Source organism: Pseudoalteromonas peptidolytica, from assembly GCF_012641745.1.
In the GTDB taxonomy this organism is placed as follows: Bacteria; Pseudomonadota; Gammaproteobacteria; order Enterobacterales; family Alteromonadaceae; genus Pseudoalteromonas; species Pseudoalteromonas peptidolytica.
Genome location: NZ_WEHZ01000011.1, coordinates 19874 through 39628, shown reverse-complemented (window position 1 = coordinate 39628; position 19755 = coordinate 19874). Strand labels below are relative to the sequence as shown.

Genomic DNA, 19755 nt, shown 5'->3' with positions numbered 1-19755 from the left:
ACTAAAGTTACGTAATTTGTTGATTACTCAGCTTTGCACCAATTTGCCCTTCTTTACTGACATTCGGATCCTTTAACACCGTTAGTTTTGGTGGCTGCAGTGCGATGATCTTATCGCCTTCTTCTGGTAGTTTCTTCATCTCTGAAGTGAATGGGCGGATCAATAAAGGTTCTTCATCCTTGTTTTGCTCAGTTAGCACAAACAAAGGTATTGCTTCACAGTTAACCTCTTTATACTGTTCCCAATCAAATTCATCAGAGATCCGAGTTACACTTACTTTTCCACCTTTGGCCATCATACTACTGAGTTTGGCGTAGTTACCTTCGTCGCCGAATAAAATCTGACGTGAAAGAAAAGTCGCACTGTCTTTGTTTGCTTTCGCATGATTGGTAGATGACTTGAGGGAGTAAACAAATTGCTCTCCAAGTAAGTGTGAGAAATACTGAACTCCAAGTGCATTGTGGTGACGATTAGGAGAAAGTGCCAACACAGATTTGAGACTGGTGAGCGGAAGATAGCGCTCTGCATGTTCTGACTGGGGGTTCCCATAGTAACAGGGTAAGCCATCCATCCTTGCCATTTTACAGTTTTCCCAAGCTGGATCTGACAAGTAAACATCAACATTTTGATCCTTTAAGCCTTTTGCAATAGCTCGCGCAACATGATTTGCACCTATAATAAGTAAGGTGTTTGGCTTGGGTTGACGAACTCCTAAAAGGCGCGTAAATGGTGTTGCGGTTAAGCTTTGTAATACAACGGTGATAATAATAACTGTAAAGATAAGTGGTACCATTTTATCAGCATCAGTAATCTCAGACTTGGTCATACTAAGTGCAAAAACAGACCCAACTGCAGCAGCAACAATCCCTCGTGGGGCTATCCAACTAAGTAAAATACGAGATTTAATCGGTAAGTCGGTATTAAATGTTGATACAAATATGGATAGTGGACGAGCAACAAACAATACCACAGCTAAAAAGATGAACACATCCGTGTCCAGTAGCATTAAATCTTCGAGCTTGAGTCGCGCTGCTAGTAAAATAAATAGACTGGAAATGAGGATCATAGAAAGATCTTCTTTAAACTCCAACACAGAATCTATTTCTAAATCGTCTTGGTTTGCTAGCCATATACCGAAAATGGTGACGGCAAGTAGACCTGACTCGTGGCTAAGGTGGTTTGATATGGTAAAGCTAAATAGCACCAGAGCTAAAATAGCGAACTTATGTAGCTCGAATGGCAGCCATTCCTTACGAATTAATAAACTGGTTAAAAAACCAGAGATAACACCGATGCTTATTCCTACACCCAAGGTGGAAATGAGCGCCCAGAGTGTGTGACTAAAGATCCCTTCATTGCCAACTAAAGAAACGGCTTCAAATACTAATACTGCAAACAAAGCACCGATCGGATCGATAACAATGCCTTCCCAGCGAAGTATACGATCTATGTCTTTATCGGGGCGCATTGCATTTAACATAGGAGCTATAACGGTTGGGCCGGTTACGACTAATACCGCGCCTAGTACAGCTGCAACTTGCCAGTTAAGCTCTAGTACCAGAATTGCGGTTGTCGCAATCACCGCGAATGTGGCTAGCATACCAATCGAGCATAGGTTTCGAACGACTTTACCGATCCCTTTAAGCTCTTTAAAGTGAAGGGTAAGCGACCCTTCAAAGAGAATAACTGCGACAGACAGAGACACGACAGGAAAAAGTAAGTCACCTAGCAGGGCATCTGGATCGAGCGTTCCACTAAAAGGACCTAATGCTAATCCTATCAGTAGTAAAAACAAAATAGCAGGAACCTTAAAGGCCCATGCGAGCCATTGGGCGATTACAGAACATACTGCAATACCTGCAATGTAGATTGCTGACATAGATTCTCCTAGTTGGAATATCCCAACATTTTTATCAGTATAGCCATCATCCAGTTATAACATAGTTTGAATGAGGGGAAAGTGAGTAAATAATTGAAAATAGGCTGTTATTAAGTTTATTTATAGTCGTCATAAATAGTTAATATGTGTGAAGGTTGCAATCTGACCTAAGCTTACGTTAAGGTAATAAAACTCAAGGCGTGAGCGAGCTTACGCCATCTTTAAAATCTACTCATTACGCAATTATTCATTGCGGTACAGCCTTTTCAGCCGCACCAAACCATGGTGGCCTCTGCTGAAAACGGCTCGACGTCGAGGTTTAAATACTTGGTGTCACAATCAATCTTCTATTAGTGAAATGTCAGCCAACTACTTTGTGTGTTGTGTCTGGATTTAGCATGTGTGGCGATCAAGCATATACATCGTTTGTCGCACGTCTGTTTGTTTTATCTATTTGCTGGCCGTTTTGGTCGAAGCATTGCGCTTTTCTGTTGTCTTCTAGTAGAAGGTATTTGAGTACCCTTGTGTGAGTGAGTGGTGAATTTAAGCAGGAATTTATGTCGATGAAACAATCAAAGCGTATCGTTATCAAAATTGGAAGTGCATTAATTGCACCTGAGCAAGATGGTTGCCGTTCCCGCTACTTACTCAGCATCGCGCAATTTATAGTGCGCTGTCGGGATCGAGGTATTGAGGTTATCTTGGTTTCCTCAGGCTCTGTTGCTGCAGGGTCACACTTATTTCCAAATTCAGAACATCCAAGTATTGCGGTTAAAAAAGCAATGGCCGCAGCGGGACAGACAGAAATGATGGCGACATGGGATCGTTTCTTCGACTTTCCGTCAGCACAGATCTTATTAACTCATGGTGACTTGCGTGATAGGGAACGATATACCAGTATCCGTGAAACAATATTCACTTTACTGGAGCACGGAATACTGCCTATTATCAATGAAAATGACACGGTGACCACCGATAATTTGAAAGTTGGAGATAATGACAACCTATCAGCTATGGTTGCTGCTGCGGCAGATGCTGATGGCTTGATTATCTGCTCTGACGTCAGTGGGTTATATACTAAAAACCCCAATTTACACGCTGATGCAGTGTTGATTTCAGAGGTGACAGAGATCACAGAAGAAATCTACGACATGGCCGGGTGCCCAACAAGCAAGGTAGGTACTGGTGGGATGAAAACAAAAATTGAAGCGGCCGAAAAGGCAACGTCTCACGGTATAGACACATATATTGTCAATGGTTTTGAAGAGACCACTTTTGAACAACTACTGGCAGGTAAAAACCCTGGCACTGTTTTCACCGCTTATGACAAACCAATGCAAGAGGCTGTACATTGGATGACTCACACGGCATCCGAACAAGGTGAGTTGGTTGTAGAAAGTGATTATGGTGAAAGTGATAATCAGGTTGTTGGGCAGCTTAGTGGTGATGAGATAGCTGAAGTGAAAGGAGAATTCTCTGTAGGGGATACCGTGCTGGTGCGTAGCAAAGATGGTAAGCGTCTCGCGAAAGCAACGACCAACTATAGTAGTTGTCTACTTAACTTTTTAACCGAACATGAAGAAAGTCCGATCAGCGAAAAAATTCAAGACAGCATTGGGCCCGTTATTTCAGAACAAGATATTGCATTATTGGAGAAGTCTTAAGGTATGAGTTTAATTACAGATATTTCATCACAAGCAGCAACAGCTGCAAAGAAGTTAGCATTGCTGTCTACAGAAGAAAAAAATGCAGTCCTTACAGATATGGCCAAAGGTATTCGTGAAAACAGTGAGGCAATTATCACTGCTAACGAAGCTGATTTAGCAGCAGCGCGTGATAATCAACTTAGCGATGCCATGATAGATAGATTGACGCTAAACCAAGCACGTATCGAAAGTATGGCTGAGGGCATCGAAACGATTATTCAACTAGACGATCCTGTCGGTGCACTGCGAGATATGGGGGTAAGACCAAATGGCATTAAAATTAGCAAAATGCGAGTGCCACTTGGTGTTGTTTGCATGATTTATGAAGCACGCCCGAATGTGACAGCAGATGCTGGAGCATTGTGCTTTAAATCAGGTAATGGTGTGATTTTAAGAGGCGGTAAGGAAGCGCTTTACAGCTCACTAGAGATTGCCAAAGCGATGCACAAAGCGCTAGAAAAGCACGGCTTGCCTACTGCGCTTGTTTCTGTAATTCCAGATCCAGACCGTGGTTTATTAATGGAGTTGATGCAGCAAAAAGACTATATCGATTTGATCATACCCCGTGGTGGCGAAGGGCTGATCAACTTCGTTACACAGAACAGTACAGTACCCGTTATTCAGCACTTTAAAGGCGTTTGTCACTTATACATTGATAAGGATGCTGATTTGGACAAAGCACTGGCCTTGCTATTAAATGGTAAGACTCAGCGCACAGGCGTATGTAATGCACTTGAGGGGCTTATTGTTCACCAAGATATTGCTGCAGACTTCTTACCCAAAGCGGCTGCAGCGTTGGCTGAAAAAGGCGTAAAAATAAATGCGTGTAAGCAAAGTGCTGATTATTTTGAGCATGCAGTGGTGCTGAATGAAGATGAGTTTGGTGAAGAATATTTAAGCTTAGAAATTGCGATACGACAAGTTGCAGACTTTGATGCGGCACTTGCACATATCGACCGCTTTGGGAGTCACCACACTGAAGTTATTTGTACAGAAAACCAAGCGACAGCAGCGCTGTTTCAACGTGGTGTCGACGCATCAGTTGTGATGGTAAACGCATCCTCTCGTTTTAGCGATGGTTCAGCGTTAGGTCTAGGTGCTGAAATTGGTATTGCGACAACTAAATTACACGCCTATGGGCCAATGGGTCTAGAGTCTCTTACAACGGAAAAGTTCTTAGTAAATGGCGAAGGCCAAGTAAGAGAATAGTGTGAATTAATACCAATTTGACTTAATATTTGCTCAATTTGAGGTAGTAAATCTGACGCTAACAGCGTTAAAAATTTCTTATTTAGAACAACTAAATAGCAAAATTTTTGCGTTGCCTATATAGATGTAGGTACCTTAGCGAAAGCAGGGCACGGTAGCGAAGTTATCGACAAGATTTTCTCGCGTTAAAATAGACCACTTAATTGAGAGAATTGGTATAACACAGAATAATGACATAAGTAACTGTAAAGCTCGGGTCAATAGACTTGGGCTTTTTTCTTTTTTAGGTGGTATTAGGATGAAAATAAAGAAGGAAAGAAAAGTGGTGGAGCTAAGCAGGATCGAACTGCTGACCTCCTGCGTGCAAGGCAGGCGCTCTCCCAGCTGAGCTATAGCCCCACGTTTCGTCTTCTAGACGAGTCGAAATTTAATCATTTTTTATTTACTCGTCAACCCTTGGCAAAAAATTTCGCTATTTTTTTGTAGTCTTTGTTACACTGAACCGAAAGAATAATTATTAAGTTAGCTATGTTTCAACGTCGCCTGTTTTTTGTTATTGCATTTAGTACACTCGCTGGATGTGCATCTAAGTCTGACGAACCTGTGCTAGTAATTGAGAAACAATCGCTCCACAAACGTCAGTCAGCGTCTGGTGAGCAGGAGTTTGCATTTATTGTGACGGTAGAGGCAACTCCAAGAATGGAATTGGACTCAAGCAAGCCAATGTCAAGGCGCGAGCTTAAACGTTTTGCTGAGTTTGAACGCATAGAAGATTCACCCGCGCTCAAACTCAAGCTCGAAGAACAAGCTGTTGCGTTATTAAAGCCTGCTTTGGCTAGCGAGCGCTATTGTGGCGCAGGCTATAAAATTACCGATGTTTATTGGCGCCAACGTAGTGTACAGCTTAGAGGCCAGTGCTTGTGATTAGAAACAATCCCGAAGCATTGGCAAAGCAGTTAGCTACATTAGGTATCGACTACCTGAATTACGATCATCCTCCTTTACATACGTGTAGCGATGCCGATGAGCTGGGATTAGTAAGAGAAGGGACGCGCCTGAAAAATCTTTTTTTGCGAGACAACTATGGAAAGCGCCATTTTCTTTTTATTATTCCTGCTGATAAGCAAGTCGATTTAAAAGCGTTATCAAAAGCGCAGGGACTATCTCGTTTGGGTTTTGCTTCCAAAGAGCGATTAGCAAAATATTTGGGTGTTGAACAAGGCTGTGTTTCAGCTCTTGCCCTTTGTAATGATAGCGAGCAAAAAGTAGAGCTGTGGCTCGATAGTGAACTACAATCTGCGATGCGATGGCAGTGCCACCCATTAGTGAATACTAAAACTTGGGTTGTGACTCTAGATAACCTAAATCATTTTTGGCAATCAACGGGGCACTCACCGCGCTGGTTGGATTGCATTTCTAAGACTTAAGCATAGCCCTAATGTGCATACTGCAAAAAGTGACACGGCAAACCAGTTTAATCCTGCATACTCATAAATGAGGCCGGGTAGGTAGGAGCCGAGTACTCCACCTGAGTAATAGAAAGATACATAGGCGCCATTTGTTACCGTTGCGGGAGCTTGACTAATGCTGTTAGCCAGCGGTGCTGCGGTAGTGTGGATGACAAACATACACGCGCAAAAAAGTGTAAATAACAGCACAAAAAAGACGAGTGAAGCTGTTGGTAAAAGCGCAATAGTTGTAGCGTAGATAAAAAACACTATGGCCAGAAATTGCCATGTTGATTGAAATCTATTTTGTAGCCAAGGCGTAATTGTCGAGCCTAATGCTCCCACTAAGTAACCCGTATAGACCCAGCCTACTTTACTAGGGTCGGTTAACTTAAAGTCATACTTGAGTATAAAGGGTAAAAAGTTAAGTAAGCCAGCAAAGCAAAAAAACATGCAAAATATCGAGCTATATAGCCGAACTAGGCGAGCCTGCTTAAGTGGCGCTAAATAGTCTTTAATCTTAGTTGCAGTAATGATAGGTGGTTTGTTTTTACTCGCGCTAATGCTAAAAGCAAGTACTATCAACAATAAAGCGTTAAGATAATAAAAGCTCTGCCATTCAAACCACACTGCAAAATTTGCAGCCAATGTACGACCAAAATAACCCCCAGCGATACTGCTACCAATATACAGGCTCATATTTGTTTTCAACAATGTTCCACTAAATTGTTGGCCTATGTAGCCCGTCATGGCGGTAAGTGCAGCTGGTAACAATAACCCTTGGATCAACCTAATTAATAACAGTCCAGAGAATGAGTCTACAGATGCAAAAGCAAGGTTGCTTAACGCCAGTAACAGCATTGTCCACTTTAAAATTTTCAAGGGATTAGATTTGGCAAGTATTAAACCATAGCAAATTGGGGCAATGGCAAGCGGTAGCATGGTTGCAGACATCAGCATTCCAGCATCGGAAGCGGACACCATAAATTGCTCTGAAAATTCAGCTAATAATGGTTGTGGTGCGTACAATACAAAAAAGATTGCAACAGAGCAGAGTAGTAAGTGGATGATGGGCATTGCGCTGGAAAGCTTTAAATTTTGATGACTTAGCTTAAATTAAAGCAAACTAGTTGACAATTTTTTGCGCTACATCACGATGTTATAGAGTAATTTTGATAGTTTTACAGTGAATTGGCGTAATTACTCACTGGTCAATCAAAATTGCTGAGTTAAAATAGTGAAAAGTCTATTTTACGGAGTTGCATTATGGGTTCACTGCAAGAGCAGTTGCTAAAAGCTGGCCTAACAACTGAGCACAAAGCGAAAGTTGCGAAAACGCAAAAGCGTAAGCAGCAAAAGAAAAAAAAGAAGGGCGCGACAAGCGACCAAACCGATCTTCAAAAGCATATTGAGCAAACCAAGCTTGAGCAGCAAAAACGTGCTGAAGAGTTAAATCAAGCCAAGTTAGAGGCGCAAAAAAACAAAGAGCAGATAGCTCGAGTAAAACAGATCTTGGAACATCACAATCAAGATGCTATCCGTGGAGATGTCACCTTTAACTTTACTTATCAAAATAAAGTTAAAGAGCTAGACGTAAACGCTCAAACACAACAAGCCTTAGCTAAGGGGCGGTTGGCCATTTGTGTATTAGAGGATAAGTTCTACGTATTACAAGATGAACCAGCAAGAAAGATTGCTGAGGTAGACGAAAAATATATCGTTTTCCATGTAGAGGACAATCAGCAAGGTGACGAGGATGACCCTTATGCTGACTTTGAAGTCCCAGATGATTTGATGTGGTAGTGATTAGGCTTAAGGTCAAACTTTAGTCTACACTGACTTACAATGTTAACCGTCAACAAAAAAGAGTAATGATATGAGCAAGATGAAAAAACTACTAGTAGGGACTGCTGTGGCTATATGTGCACTTGGTTCAACAAGTTCGGTGGCTGCTGATGGTAAAGCGCTATACACAGCTAAAATGTGTCAAACCTGTCATGGTGCAGAAGGTAAAGCACCAATCATGCCTCTGTATCCAAAGCTAAACGGTCAGAACAAAGAATACTTAGCGGCACAGATGAAAGACATTAAGTCAGGTAAACGCAACAATGGTATGTCGGCTGCAATGAAAGCGATGGTTGCGAATGTTTCTGATGCAGAAATCGATGCTATTGCAGAGTATCTATCTAAAGTTGAATAACAACATCAGCTCGACGTTAAAAGTAAAAAACCACCGTTCGCGGTGGTTTTTAGTTGAAGATATAATTAAGCTATTTTAGACTTCTATACATCCAGATGTGGAGTCAATAAGGGATCCCCATGTTCGAATTACCTCAGTTAAATCTAAAAGACAAAGTAAGCGCAGATGAATGGCAACTGCGTGTTGACCTTGCAGCTTGCTATCGACTGGTTGAGCACTTTCGTTGGGGAGACTTAATTTATACGCATATGTCGGCGCGTTTACCTGGGACAGACAATTATCTTGTTAATGCCTTTGGTTTGACGTTTGATGAAGTGACCGCCTCCAACCTGGTGAAGGTTGATTTGCAGGGGAATATTCTTGATGACACGCCATTTAAAATTAACCCTGCGGGCTTTACTATTCATAGCGCAATCCATGAGGTGCGAGAAGATGCGCATTGTGTTATCCATCTTCATACCAAGGAGACGATAGCTGTCGCAAGCCTAGAATGTGGGTTACTGCCGTTGAGTCAGCATAGTATGTTTTCCTTACCATCGTTATCGTATCATGATTACGAAGGCTTGGCGGTCAATATGGATGAGAAAAAGCGCCTGCAAGATGACTTGGGCACTACAAACCATATGCTCTTAGTAAACCATGGCGGTTTGACGGTAGGACCAACGGTAGGTGATGCCTTTATGCGTTTTTATGACTTACAGCGTGCATGCGAAATTCAAGTTGCGATTCAAGCAACGGGACAACAAGCGGTACCTGTACCACAGCCCATTATTGATAATATTTATAATCAAGCGAATGTCGTGCACAGCGGTAGCACCGGTGGCCAACTTGCTTGGCCTGCAATGCTTCGTAAAGCTTACCGCCTAGACCCAAGCTTTGCTCAATAGGAGTCAACATGAAAGTTAATCGCGTCGAAGTCTTCGATATTCATTGTCCAGATAGACCTGCTTGGACACCGGTTTTTGTACGTATTCACACCGATGAAGGTATTTCAGGAGTAGGTGAAGCAGGCCTTGCATACGACCTTGGTCACAGTGCCGCGGCCAGTATGATCAAAGAAATGGCTGAAGCTTTTTTGATTGGTCACGACCCTTTTCAAACTGAGTTGCTCTGGTCACGTATGCTCAGAGAAAGCTTCTGGGGTTTAGGTGGGGGACCTGTGGTTTATGCGGCGATGTCGGCAATAGATACCGCGCTTTGGGACATCAAAGGTAAAGCCTTAAATCTACCGGTTTATCAGTTGCTTGGTGGTAAAGTGAACCCTGAGCTTCGCACCTATGCCTCACAATTACAGTTTGACTGGGATAGCGAGTTTAAAGCATTGGTGCAACCACACGAATATGCCGAAGCGGCACATAAAGCCATTGCTGAAGGGTACGATGCGGTTAAAGTTGACCCGATTCAGTACGATAAAGATGGCAACACTTATTACGATAGAACAAAGCTAATTTCACGCGCAGAAATGAAATTATACCGTGCGAGAATGCAGGCTATTCGTGAAGCGGTAGGCGATGAAGTGGACATTATTTTTGAGTGCCACAGCCTACCAGGCGCGACATCAGCTATTCAAATTGCGGATATCGCTGAAGAATTTGATTGTATGTATTATGAGGAGCCTGTGAATTATCTTAACCACTCTTTACATGCAAAGGTAGCAAACAAAACCTCTGTGCCAATCGCTGGTGGTGAGCGATTGTATAACCGTTGGGGTGTCCGTCCTTATTTTGAAGATCAAAGTATTGATGTACTACAGCCAGATATTGGCTTATGTGGTGGTTTTACAGAAACCAAGAAAGTATGTGACTACGCCGATATCTTTGATATTCGTATTCAGGCGCATGTTTGTGGCGGGCCAGTCGCAACCGCGGCTTCATTACACTTAGAAACCGCGATCCCCAACTTCCTGATCCATGAGCACCATACTTATGCAATTAAAAAGTGGAACAGAGAATTGTGCTTGCAAGATCCACAACCTAAAAACGGTATCTTTAGAGTGTCAGAAGAGCCGGGGCTTGGTATTGAGTTAAACGATGAAATCGTAATGCGCTCAGCCCGTGTGGAAATTAAGTAGGTGTCTGACGCTAACAGCGTTAAAAATTTTTATTTAGAACAACTAAGTAGCAAAATTTTTGCCTTGCCTACAGGACGTAGGTACCTCGGCGAGAGCTGGACGCGGAAGTGGTGTTATCGACAAGATTTTCTCGTCTCAAAATAGCCCACTTAAAAAAGAAAATTGGTATAGTTTTGGAATAACAGCTAGCGCTTGCTATTGTTGCAACCGAGTCAGACACAAAAAAACCCAAGCAATGCTTGGGTTTTTTCATCTCAGCCAGCGCTATTATTTTAGCAATGACTCAGTCAATACTGGGCGAATTTCTTTTACAATTGCTTGGCAAAGCTTAGGTGCGCCGCAGATGATGTTGCCACTACGGTTAAAGTTAGCGCCACCTGCAAAGTCAGTGACCATACCACCTGCTTCTTTTACTAGCAACTCACCGGCTGCTGTATCCCAAGGCTTAAGACCAATTTCAAAGAAACCATCCACACGACCTGCTGCAACATATGCCATATCTAGTGCAGCTGAGCCTGCACGGCGGATATCAGCGGTATGAATGAATAATGCTTTGAACGCTTCTAGGTAAGCATCCATATGGTGCTTTTGCTTGAAAGGGAAACCTGTTGCAAGCACAGTACCTTGTAATTCAATAGACTTAGATACACGAATACGCTTATTGTTTAGCTGCGCGCCTTGACCACGAGAAGCGGTAAATAATTCATCGCGGATTGGATCGTATACAACTGCTTGCTCTACGCGGCCTTTAACTCTTAGCGCGATAGAAACAGCATAATGAGGAATCCCTTTAACGAAGTTAGTAGTACCGTCTAGGGGATCGATAACCCAAAGGTAGTCTGCATCTTTGCCTTCGTGGTGACCAAATTCTTCACCAACAATAGCGTGATCAGGGTAAGATTTTAAAATAGTGTCACGAATGATTGATTCCGCATCTTTATCGATGTTTGTAACTAAATCATTGGTGCCTTTTTGAGTAGCTTCAACGCGCGATAAATCTTCACTTGCACGTAGGATAACCTTACCCGCGTTACGCGCAGCGCGTACCGCAATGTTCAACATTGGATGCATAGCATTACCTTTAGGTTGTAAAAGAACAGGATCATTTTGAGCCGGCGTATTCTAGCGGTTTTTTCTCTAAAGTAAACATCTAATAGAGAATTTTTCTGGGTGTTTTTTGTACATTCATGCTGTGTATAGGATTTTTATTTCCCCAGAGTTGAATTTGGCTTAACACCGCTGAGATATGCTACACTGCGTCATTATTTTTGTTTGAGACTCGTGTAAATGGCTTTAGAAGATATTCGAATCGTATTAGTAAACACCTCACACTCTGGCAATATTGGCTCTGTCGCAAGGGCAATGAAGACGATGGGGTTATCTAAACTCTATTTAGTTGATCCTGCGTGTGAAGTGGACAGTCATGCCAGTGCGCTGGCTGCCGGTGCAACGGATGTACTTGGTGCTGCAATTAAAGTCGATACACTTCAGGAGGCAATTGCTGATTGTGCTTTAACAATAGGCACTAGTGCTCGTTCACGTACCTTATCATGGCCAATGGTCGACCCGCGTGAATGTGCGCAAAAACTAGTAGCAGAGTCAGTAAATGCTCCCGTTGCATTAGTATTTGGCCGAGAGAATAGTGGCTTGACGAATGAGGAATTACAGCTTTGTAATTACCATGTGTGTATTCCAGCAAACCCAGAATATAGCTCGCTGAACCTTGCAATGGCGGTGCAAACACTCGCCTATGAAACACGAATGACGTATCTGGATACGCTTGATAAGCAGCCTGAAGAAGTTGATGAAACAATTTATCCTTCATCAAAACAAATGGAGCTATTTTACGAGCATCTCGAGAATACCTTAAATGATACAGGCTTTATCATTAAACAGCATCCAGGCATGGTGATGACTAAACTGAAGCGTTTGTTCAATCGTGCCAGGCCTGAAGATCAAGAGCTTAATATTTTACGTGGGGTATTAAGTTCAGTGGACAAATCTACCAAAAAATAAAATGAACACTCAGTTGGCATCGGTGAGCACTCTACACCGGTGCTTCTCATTTTGACCCTCCTAAAATAGTTTGATTGACCCTTCATATTTTTGCATAAATCTTCAACAGTAATACTTGACTAAAATACTCAGGTAATTACAATATCGATAATACCTGATTAAATTACTCAGGTATTAGGGTGAAGCATACAAGGTTTGTCGGTCTAAAGCCGTTTTTATGCTTGGTTAATACTTGACTATCCTAGTCAAGTAATTAAAATTTGCGGCTTGGTAAATTAGCGGGGATTGTGCATGAAACTAACATCAAAAGGCAGATACGCCGTGACAGCAATGTTAGATGTTGCGTTACACGCAAGTATTGGCCCTGTTCCACTAGCAGATATCTCTGAAAGACAAGAGATTTCGCTATCTTACCTTGAACAATTATTTGCCCGTCTACGTAAACATGGTTTAGTCAGCTCTGTACGCGGCCCTGGCGGCGGCTATTTACTAGGCCGTGATGCGCACACAATTTCTGTCGGTGATGTGATTAATGCCGTTGACGAGTCCGTTGATGCGACCCGTTGCCACGGCGAGGGCGGTGGCTGCCAAAGTGGTATGCGCTGTCTGACTCACTCTTTATGGTCTGACCTAAGTGTGCGAATAGAAGAGTTTTTAAATAATATTTCCCTAGCAGAGTTAGTCGCTGATGCAGATGTGCAATCTGTAGCAACGCGACAAGACAAGCACGTAAGACGTGCAATTGAGCAATTAGACAATATTCAAGTGAGCTGTCAACTCTAAGTTGACGTCAAGCGGAGAGATAAATGAAATTACCGATATATCTAGATTATGCAGCAACCGCACCGGTTGATCAGCGTGTTGCAGACGAGATGATGCAGTGCCTGACAATGGATGGTAACTTTGGTAATCCAGCTTCTCGTTCACACCGTTTCGGTTGGCAAGCAGAAGAGCTGGTTGATCAGGCGCGTAATGATATCGCTGATTTAATCAATGCTGATCCGCGTGAAATCGTTTTCACATCTGGTGCAACTGAATCAAACAACCTTGCCATTAAAGGTGCTGCGCAGTTTTACAAAAAGAAAGGTAAGCACATCATCACGGTACGAACAGAGCATAAAGCGGTGCTAGACACGTGCCGTGAGCTTGAACGCCAAGGCTTTGAAGTCACTTATATGGATGTGGAAGAGAACGGCTTGCTTGATCTTAAAAAGTTAGAAGCTGCAATGCGCGAAGACACTGTTTTAGTGAGCGTAATGCACGTTAATAACGAACTGGGTGTGATCCAAGATATCGCGACTATCGGTGAAATGTGTCGTGAGCGTAAGATTATGTTCCACGTTGATGCAGCACAAAGCGCCGGAAAGGTGCAAATTGACCTACAAGCATTAAAGGTCGATTTTATGTCATTCTCTGGCCATAAAATTTATGGTCCTAAAGGTATAGGCGCGTTATATGTTCGCCGTAAACCACGCGCGCGTTTAGAAGCACAAATGCACGGTGGTGGTCATGAGCGCGGTATGCGCTCAGGTACGCTTGCGACACACCAGATTGTAGGACTGGGCGCTGCATGTAGAGTTGCCAAGCAAGATTTTGAAAAAGACCATGCACATATCAGCGCGCTACGTAGGCGTTTGCTAGATGGTGTTATGGATATGGATGAAGTTTACTTTAACGGTGCTATCGATCAATCAGTACCTGGCATTGTAAACATTAGCTTTAATTTTGTTGAGGGTGAGAGCCTACTGATGGCGGTAAAAGATATCGCTGTTTCTTCTGGCTCAGCATGCACATCGGCAAGCTTGGAGCCATCTTATGTACTACGTGCATTAGGACGTAACGACGAACTTGCACATAGCTCAATTCGTTTTAGTATTGGTCGTTTTACGACAGAAGAAGAGATCGATTACACCGTCAATCTGATCAAAGATTCAATAGGTCGCCTACGTGAGATGTCGCCACTTTGGGAAATGCACCAAGATGGCATCGATTTAGATAGCGTTGAGTGGGCACACCATTAAGCAAGTTTTGGCCGCTGGCTGGATACGCTCCAGCCGCAAGCAGGTAGTGAGGAAATAATTATGGCTTACAGTGATAAAGTTATCGACCACGTTGAGAATCCACGTAACGTAGGTTCTCTAGACAAAAATGATCCAAACGTTGCAACTGGCATGGTGGGGGCGCCTGCATGTGGTGACGTGATGAAGCTACAAATCAAGGTTTCTGATACAGGTATCATTGAAGATGCAAAGTTCAAAACCTATGGTTGTGGTAGTGCCATTGCATCTTCATCACTTGTAACAGAGTGGGTGAAGGGCAAATCATTAGAAGAAGCTGCGACCATCAAAAACACAGATATCAGCGCTGAGCTTGAGTTGCCACCGGTGAAGATCCACTGCTCAATTTTAGCCGAAGATGCGATACAAGCTGCGATTGCAGACTACAAGAGTAAACAAGCGAAGTAAGAGAATATTATGGCAGTGACGTTAACAGATGCAGCCGCTAATCGCGTATTAGCCTTTTTGAGTAACCGTGGAAAAGGCATTGGGCTGCGCGTTGGTATAAAAACCACGGGCTGTTCAGGTCTTGCTTATGTTCTTGAATTTGTCGACGACTTAGATGAAGGCGATGAGGTTTTTGAAGACAAAAACGTAAAACTCATCGTCGATGCGAAGAGTCTAGTTTATATTGACGGCACAGAGCTAGATTATACAAAAGAAGGTCTGAACGAAGGGTTTAAATTTAATAACCCAAATCAGAAAGACGAATGTGGCTGTGGCGAAAGCTTCACCGTATAGTTTGCAACAGTGAATAGCTTAAAGCCCTGCCTTGGTGGGGCTTTGCTGTATTAGGTGCGTATGCGTTATTTTGAATTATTTGATTTACCTGTCGAGTATCACGTTGATTTAAATAAATTGAATCAAGGCTATCTGGAGCTACAACGTGCGGTTCACCCAGATAGGTTCGCTGGTAAAGGTGAGCGTGAGAAACTACTTGCGGTCCAAAAAACAGCTGAGATTAACGATGCGCTGGCAGTACTTAAGCACCCTGTTAAGCGTGCTGAATATATGCTGAGCGAGAAAGGCGTTGATATTAGAGCTGAGCAACAAACACTGCAAGATCCCCTGTTTTTAATGCAGCAAATGGAACTGCGTGAAGCATTAGAGGAGCTCCCTAATACCACGGACCCAGACAGCGCAATTGCAGAATTTGAAACTCAAATTAAAGCGTTAGATATAGAGTTTAGCGCCTCCCTTGCTGAACAGCTTCAAAGCGGTGATACGAACGTATTGGAAGCGGCAGCCGATAATATTCGCAAGCTGAAATTTGTCTACAAATTACGCGATGAATTAGCACGTATCGAAGATGATTTATTCGATTGATGATGTGTAACATCAACAAACGTTAAAGTGAAAAGAGCATTATGGCATTATTGCAAATTGCTGAGCCGGGGCAGAGCGCGGCACCTCATGAGCATAAATTAGCAATTGGTATCGATTTAGGTACCACTAACTCTCTTGTTGCCACGGTGCAAAGTGGCGAAACAAAAACCCTGAGCGACTTAATGGGTAAGGCCATGTTGCCTTCGGTAGTAAGGTATACTGACTCAGAGGTTATAGTAGGTGAACAAGCCCAATCTGCTTCTGCTGAAGACCCGACTAATACGCTGATTTCTGTAAAACGTTTTTTAGGTAAAACGCAATCTGAAATAGAACAAAGCTATGGCCAGTTGCCTTATAACTTTGTCGATAATAACGGTTCGCTTGCTATTGAAACTGTGGCAGGCGCTGTAAGCCCAGTACAAGCCTCCGCTGAAATTTTAAAAACATTACACCAACGGGCTATCGATAGCTTTGCAGGTGAAGATGTAATGGGCGCGGTGATCACCGTACCTGCGTATTTTGATGATGCGCAAAGACAAAGTACAAAAGATGCAGCCGATCTTGCTGGTCTGAAAGTATTGAGGTTGCTTAACGAGCCGACCGCAGCGGCAGTAGCTTATGGCCTAGACTCTGGCCAAGAAGGTGTTATCGCGGTGTATGACCTCGGTGGTGGTACGTTTGATATCTCTATCTTACGCCTGAATCAAGGGGTGTTCGAGGTATTATCAACAGGCGGTGATTCGAGCCTTGGTGGTGATGATTTTGATTCATTGCTGGTCGACTTTTTTAAGCAGCAAACTCAACTGTTTGATTTAAATCCAAAAGAGCTACGCCTGTTTATCAATAAGGCGAGAGCCTGTAAAGAAGCACTATCAAGTTACGAGACCGTAAACGTTGAGCTACCTGTTCGTGAGCAAAAATTTGTTGTGACGATTACGCGCCAAGCATTTGCTGAACTTACGATGCCGTTGGTTAAAAAAACCTTACGCTCTTGCCGTCGTGCGTTAAAAGATGCTGATGTGACCCAAGAGGAAGTACTACAAGTTGTGATGGTTGGAGGCTCGACCCGCATGCCAGTAGTACGAGAAGAAGTCGGTAACTTCTTTGCCAAAGAGCCACTAACCTCAATTGATCCAGACCGTGTTGTGGCACTAGGCGCTGCTATTCAAGCTGATATTTTAGTAGGTAACAAGCCAGACTCTGATATGCTGCTGCTTGACGTATTGCCATTATCTTTAGGCTTGGAAACTATGGGGGGATTGGTTGAAAAAATTATTCCGCGCAATACCACCATTCCGGTTGCACGTGCACAAGAATTTACTACTTTTAAAGATGGCCAAACGGCTATGGCACTGCATGTATTGCAAGGTGAGCGAGAGCTCGTTGATGATTGCCGTAGTTTAGCGAAATTTAGTCTCAAAGCTATACCGCCAATGGCTGCCGGTGCTGCGCATATTCGTGTGACCTTTAGAGTGGACGCTGATGGTCTATTGAGTGTGTCGGCTGAAGAAAAATCGACTGGTGTTCAAGCTGAGATCCAAGTTAAGCCATCATTCGGTTTGAGTGACGATCAAGTAGCACAAATGCTTAAAGACTCAATGAGTAACGCAAAAGAAGACATGAGTGCTCGGATGCTTAAAGAACAGCAAGTTGAAGCGCTACGAGTATTAGAAGCGCTAGAAGCATCATTAGCTACTGATGGCCACTTGCTGCTGGAAGACGAACTTCATACGCTACGTACTGCAATGACAGAGCTTGCTAACATTCGTGAAAGTGCAGAAAACCCAGAGCAAATCAAAAAGGCGATCGAAGAAGTCGATCAGGCGAGTAGCGATTTTGCTTCACGTCGTATGGATCAATCAATTAAGAAAGCACTGCAAGGGCAGTCGGTAGACGAGGTGTAATATGCCACAAATTATCTTTTTACCCCATGAAGAGTTGTGTCCAGAAGGTGCTGCAATTGAAGCAAAAACGGGTGAGACAGTGCTTAATGTGGCATTAAAAAATGGCATTAGTATTCCACATGCTTGTGAAAAGTCATGTGCATGTACCACTTGTCATGTCGTGATCCGTGAAGGTTTTGACTCACTAGAAGAAAGTGATGAGCTTGAAGATGACATGCTAGATAAAGCTTGGGGACTGGAAGCTGAATCACGTTTAGGTTGCCAAGCGATAATTAGTGATGAAGACTTGGTGGTTGAAATTCCAAAGTACAATCTCAATATCGTTAATGAAGACCATTAAGTACAGTTAACAACCTAGGTTGTTAATGACGCATTTAATAAAGCCGTAGTCTTGTACTACGGCTTTTTGTTTTTCTAGGAGGAACGCTATGTCACTCATCAGTAATCCCGAATTTTCACTTATCAATGGCCAATCGCATAGCAGTAAACAGCAAGTCGATGTGATAAACCCTGCGACAGGTGAATCCATTACCCAGGTTTCTGAGGCAGATAATCAGGCTGCTGATATAGCGCTGCAAGCCGCGGCTGAAACTTTTGAAACACTCTCTAACTTAACAGCCCACACTCGTAGCAAAGTACTTAGAAAATGGTATGAGCTGGTTGTTGAGTATCGACAAGCACTGGCTGAGATAGTGACTAAAGAACAAGGCAAACCGCTTAAAGAAGCGCTTGCTGAGGCGGATTATGCTGCTGGATTTATCGAATGGTATAGTGAAGAAGCTAAACGAGCCTATGGTCAAGTGATCCCTAGTCACTCACAATCGCATACGCTAACTACCATTCGGCAGGGGGTTGGTGTGGTACTTGGGATCACACCATGGAACTTTCCACTGGCGATGATCACCAGAAAAGTAGCACCAGCCTATGCAGCAGGATGTAGCTTTATTCTAAAACCTTCCGAGAAAACCCCTCTTGCGGCCATCGCTTTAGCTAAGCTTGCGATACAAGCGGGAATGGAAGTCGGTGCTTTTCAAGTCCTTGTTACTAATGACTCAAAAGGATTAGTGGCGCATTTGACTCAGTCCCCTCAAGTAAGAAAGCTTACGTTCACGGGTTCAACACAAGTAGGTAGTGCACTATTAAAACAATGCGCAGACACGGTAAAAAGAACGTCCATGGAGCTTGGTGGCAACGCCCCATTTATTATTTTTGATAGCGCCGACATTGAGCAAGCGATAAGTGGTTTGATGGCGGCGAAGTTTAGAAACGCAGGACAAACATGTGTAGCTGCAAATCGCGTGTTTGTTGCACAAGGTATTGCTGCTGATTTCACTGACAAGTTATCACGACAAGTTGAACAACTTAAGGTTGGCAATGGCTTCGAGGAAGGCGTTGACATTGGGCCACTTATTTCTATTGAGGCAAAGCAAAAAGCACAGCGCTTACTCGAGGATGCGTTAGCTAAAGGCGCAAATATTGCCTATCAAGGGGATAACCAAGCTGGCCAGTTTATGGCACCAGTGGTGATCACGGGCGTAGATAATACGATGGCGCTTTTCCATGAAGAAATCTTTGCTCCTATTGTCAGTATTATTAGCTTTGAGCAGGAGAGTGAGGCGGTGAAAATGGCAAACGCTGTACCAGAAGGACTTGCAGCCTATTTTTATTCAAATGAAGTTAATCAAATCAGACGAGTCAGTGCAGCACTTGAATATGGTATGGTTGGAATTAACGAAGGGATCATATCCAATCCTGTCGCGCCTTTTGGCGGTGTAAAGTTCTCAGGGCTTGGCCGGGAAGGTGCGCAAGAGGGGTTGAGTGAATATCAGGAAATAAAATATTTGTGTCAAAAGTTTTATTAAAAATACTATTTTCATTTGCTTACTCGTATTCGCTTTTAATCTATGCAAAAGCTCAGTACACTAATCCGCTCATTTGA

At 43.1% G+C, this 19755-nt stretch carries 20 protein-coding genes and 1 tRNA gene; 17 read left to right on the top strand and 4 right to left on the bottom strand.

Annotated elements, in window-relative coordinates:
- Positions 1-7 precede the first annotated feature (7 nt).
- On the bottom strand, positions 8-1879 hold the full coding sequence (locus tag F9Y84_RS09220) for a cation:proton antiporter (RefSeq protein WP_147391338.1): 1872 nt from the start codon (positions 1877-1879) through the stop codon (positions 8-10).
- A gap of 557 nt (positions 1880-2436) precedes the next feature.
- Here F9Y84_RS09220 and proB point away from each other — a divergent pair.
- Together proB and F9Y84_RS09210 are read left to right on the top strand one after the other, a co-directional pair.
- A complete protein-coding gene (gene proB / locus F9Y84_RS09215) occupies positions 2437-3543 on the top strand; it encodes a glutamate 5-kinase (RefSeq protein ID WP_373865600.1) in 1107 nt (368 codons plus the stop codon).
- 3 nt (positions 3544-3546) lie between these two features.
- On the top strand, positions 3547-4794 hold the full coding sequence (locus F9Y84_RS09210) for a glutamate-5-semialdehyde dehydrogenase (RefSeq protein ID WP_147391339.1): 1248 nt from the start codon (positions 3547-3549) through the stop codon (positions 4792-4794).
- Between the two features lie 323 nt (positions 4795-5117).
- On the opposite strand, the gene F9Y84_RS09205 is transcribed toward F9Y84_RS09210, so the two are convergent.
- Positions 5118-5193: transfer RNA gene (locus F9Y84_RS09205), tRNA-Ala, on the bottom strand.
- A gap of 129 nt (positions 5194-5322) precedes the next feature.
- Between F9Y84_RS09205 and F9Y84_RS09200 the strand changes: the two genes are divergently transcribed.
- Complete coding sequence (locus F9Y84_RS09200; protein WP_147391357.1) at positions 5323-5718, top strand: hypothetical protein; 396 nt, start codon at positions 5323-5325, stop codon at positions 5716-5718.
- Positions 5715-6221 (top strand): prolyl-tRNA synthetase associated domain-containing protein, encoded by a 507-nt coding sequence (locus F9Y84_RS09195; protein WP_125252085.1) that lies wholly within the window; start codon positions 5715-5717, stop codon positions 6219-6221. The genes F9Y84_RS09200 and F9Y84_RS09195 overlap by 4 nt, the downstream gene beginning before the upstream one ends.
- Here F9Y84_RS09195 and F9Y84_RS09190 read toward each other — a convergent pair.
- Positions 6186-7319, bottom strand: coding sequence for an MFS transporter (locus F9Y84_RS09190; RefSeq protein WP_147391358.1), 1134 nt, complete (start codon positions 7317-7319; stop codon positions 6186-6188). The genes F9Y84_RS09195 and F9Y84_RS09190 overlap by 36 nt on opposite strands.
- 189 nt (positions 7320-7508) lie before the next feature.
- Between F9Y84_RS09190 and F9Y84_RS09185 the strand changes: the two genes are divergently transcribed.
- The 4 genes from F9Y84_RS09185 to F9Y84_RS09170 all read left to right on the top strand — a co-directional run bounded on the left by F9Y84_RS09185 (position 7509) and on the right by F9Y84_RS09170 (position 10513).
- A complete protein-coding gene (locus tag F9Y84_RS09185) occupies positions 7509-8045 on the top strand; it encodes a DUF2058 domain-containing protein (RefSeq protein WP_125252083.1) in 537 nt (178 codons plus the stop codon).
- Positions 8046-8118: 73 nt separating this feature from the next.
- Positions 8119-8442: a c-type cytochrome gene (locus tag F9Y84_RS09180; RefSeq protein WP_147391359.1), complete on the top strand. Its 324-nt coding sequence runs from the start codon at positions 8119-8121 to the stop codon at positions 8440-8442.
- A gap of 119 nt (positions 8443-8561) precedes the next feature.
- Positions 8562-9329 (top strand): class II aldolase/adducin family protein, encoded by a 768-nt coding sequence (locus tag F9Y84_RS09175; RefSeq protein ID WP_147391360.1) that lies wholly within the window; start codon positions 8562-8564, stop codon positions 9327-9329.
- Between the two features lie 8 nt (positions 9330-9337).
- The gene (locus F9Y84_RS09170) at positions 9338-10513 is read left to right on the top strand and encodes a mandelate racemase/muconate lactonizing enzyme family protein (protein ID WP_128729581.1); all 1176 of its coding nucleotides are present in this window, start codon (positions 9338-9340) and stop codon (positions 10511-10513) included.
- 267 nt (positions 10514-10780) lie between these two features.
- On the opposite strand, the gene suhB is transcribed toward F9Y84_RS09170, so the two are convergent.
- Complete coding sequence (gene suhB, locus F9Y84_RS09165; protein WP_125254366.1) at positions 10781-11584, bottom strand: inositol-1-monophosphatase; 804 nt, start codon at positions 11582-11584, stop codon at positions 10781-10783.
- A gap of 216 nt (positions 11585-11800) precedes the next feature.
- On the opposite strand from suhB, the gene trmJ reads away from it, so the two are divergent.
- The 9 genes from trmJ (at position 11801) to F9Y84_RS09120 (ending at position 19678) form a co-directional block, all read left to right on the top strand.
- The gene (trmJ, locus tag F9Y84_RS09160) at positions 11801-12529 is read left to right on the top strand and encodes a tRNA (cytosine(32)/uridine(32)-2'-O)-methyltransferase TrmJ (RefSeq protein WP_147390117.1); all 729 of its coding nucleotides are present in this window, start codon (positions 11801-11803) and stop codon (positions 12527-12529) included.
- Between the two features lie 291 nt (positions 12530-12820).
- Complete coding sequence (gene iscR / locus F9Y84_RS09155; protein ID WP_125254364.1) at positions 12821-13312, top strand: Fe-S cluster assembly transcriptional regulator IscR; 492 nt, start codon at positions 12821-12823, stop codon at positions 13310-13312.
- A 23-nt stretch (positions 13313-13335) separates the two neighbouring features.
- Positions 13336-14550, top strand: coding sequence for an IscS subfamily cysteine desulfurase (locus tag F9Y84_RS09150; RefSeq protein ID WP_147390118.1), 1215 nt, complete (start codon positions 13336-13338; stop codon positions 14548-14550).
- A gap of 60 nt (positions 14551-14610) precedes the next feature.
- Positions 14611-14994, top strand: a complete 384-nt coding sequence (iscU, locus tag F9Y84_RS09145; protein ID WP_125254362.1) for a Fe-S cluster assembly scaffold IscU — start codon at positions 14611-14613, stop codon at positions 14992-14994.
- Between the two features lie 9 nt (positions 14995-15003).
- Positions 15004-15327, top strand: a complete 324-nt coding sequence (gene iscA / locus F9Y84_RS09140) for an iron-sulfur cluster assembly protein IscA (protein ID WP_125254361.1) — start codon at positions 15004-15006, stop codon at positions 15325-15327.
- Between the two features lie 60 nt (positions 15328-15387).
- Complete coding sequence (gene hscB, locus F9Y84_RS09135) at positions 15388-15912, top strand: co-chaperone HscB (RefSeq protein WP_147390119.1); 525 nt, start codon at positions 15388-15390, stop codon at positions 15910-15912.
- 41 nt (positions 15913-15953) lie between these two features.
- The gene (hscA, locus tag F9Y84_RS09130; protein WP_147390120.1) at positions 15954-17816 is read left to right on the top strand and encodes a Fe-S protein assembly chaperone HscA; all 1863 of its coding nucleotides are present in this window, start codon (positions 15954-15956) and stop codon (positions 17814-17816) included.
- A gap of 1 nt (position 17817) precedes the next feature.
- Positions 17818-18156, top strand: coding sequence for an ISC system 2Fe-2S type ferredoxin (gene fdx / locus F9Y84_RS09125; protein ID WP_125254358.1), 339 nt, complete (start codon positions 17818-17820; stop codon positions 18154-18156).
- Between the two features lie 88 nt (positions 18157-18244).
- On the top strand, positions 18245-19678 hold the full coding sequence (locus tag F9Y84_RS09120) for an NAD-dependent succinate-semialdehyde dehydrogenase (protein WP_147390121.1): 1434 nt from the start codon (positions 18245-18247) through the stop codon (positions 19676-19678).
- The last annotated feature ends 77 nt before the right edge of the window (positions 19679-19755 follow it).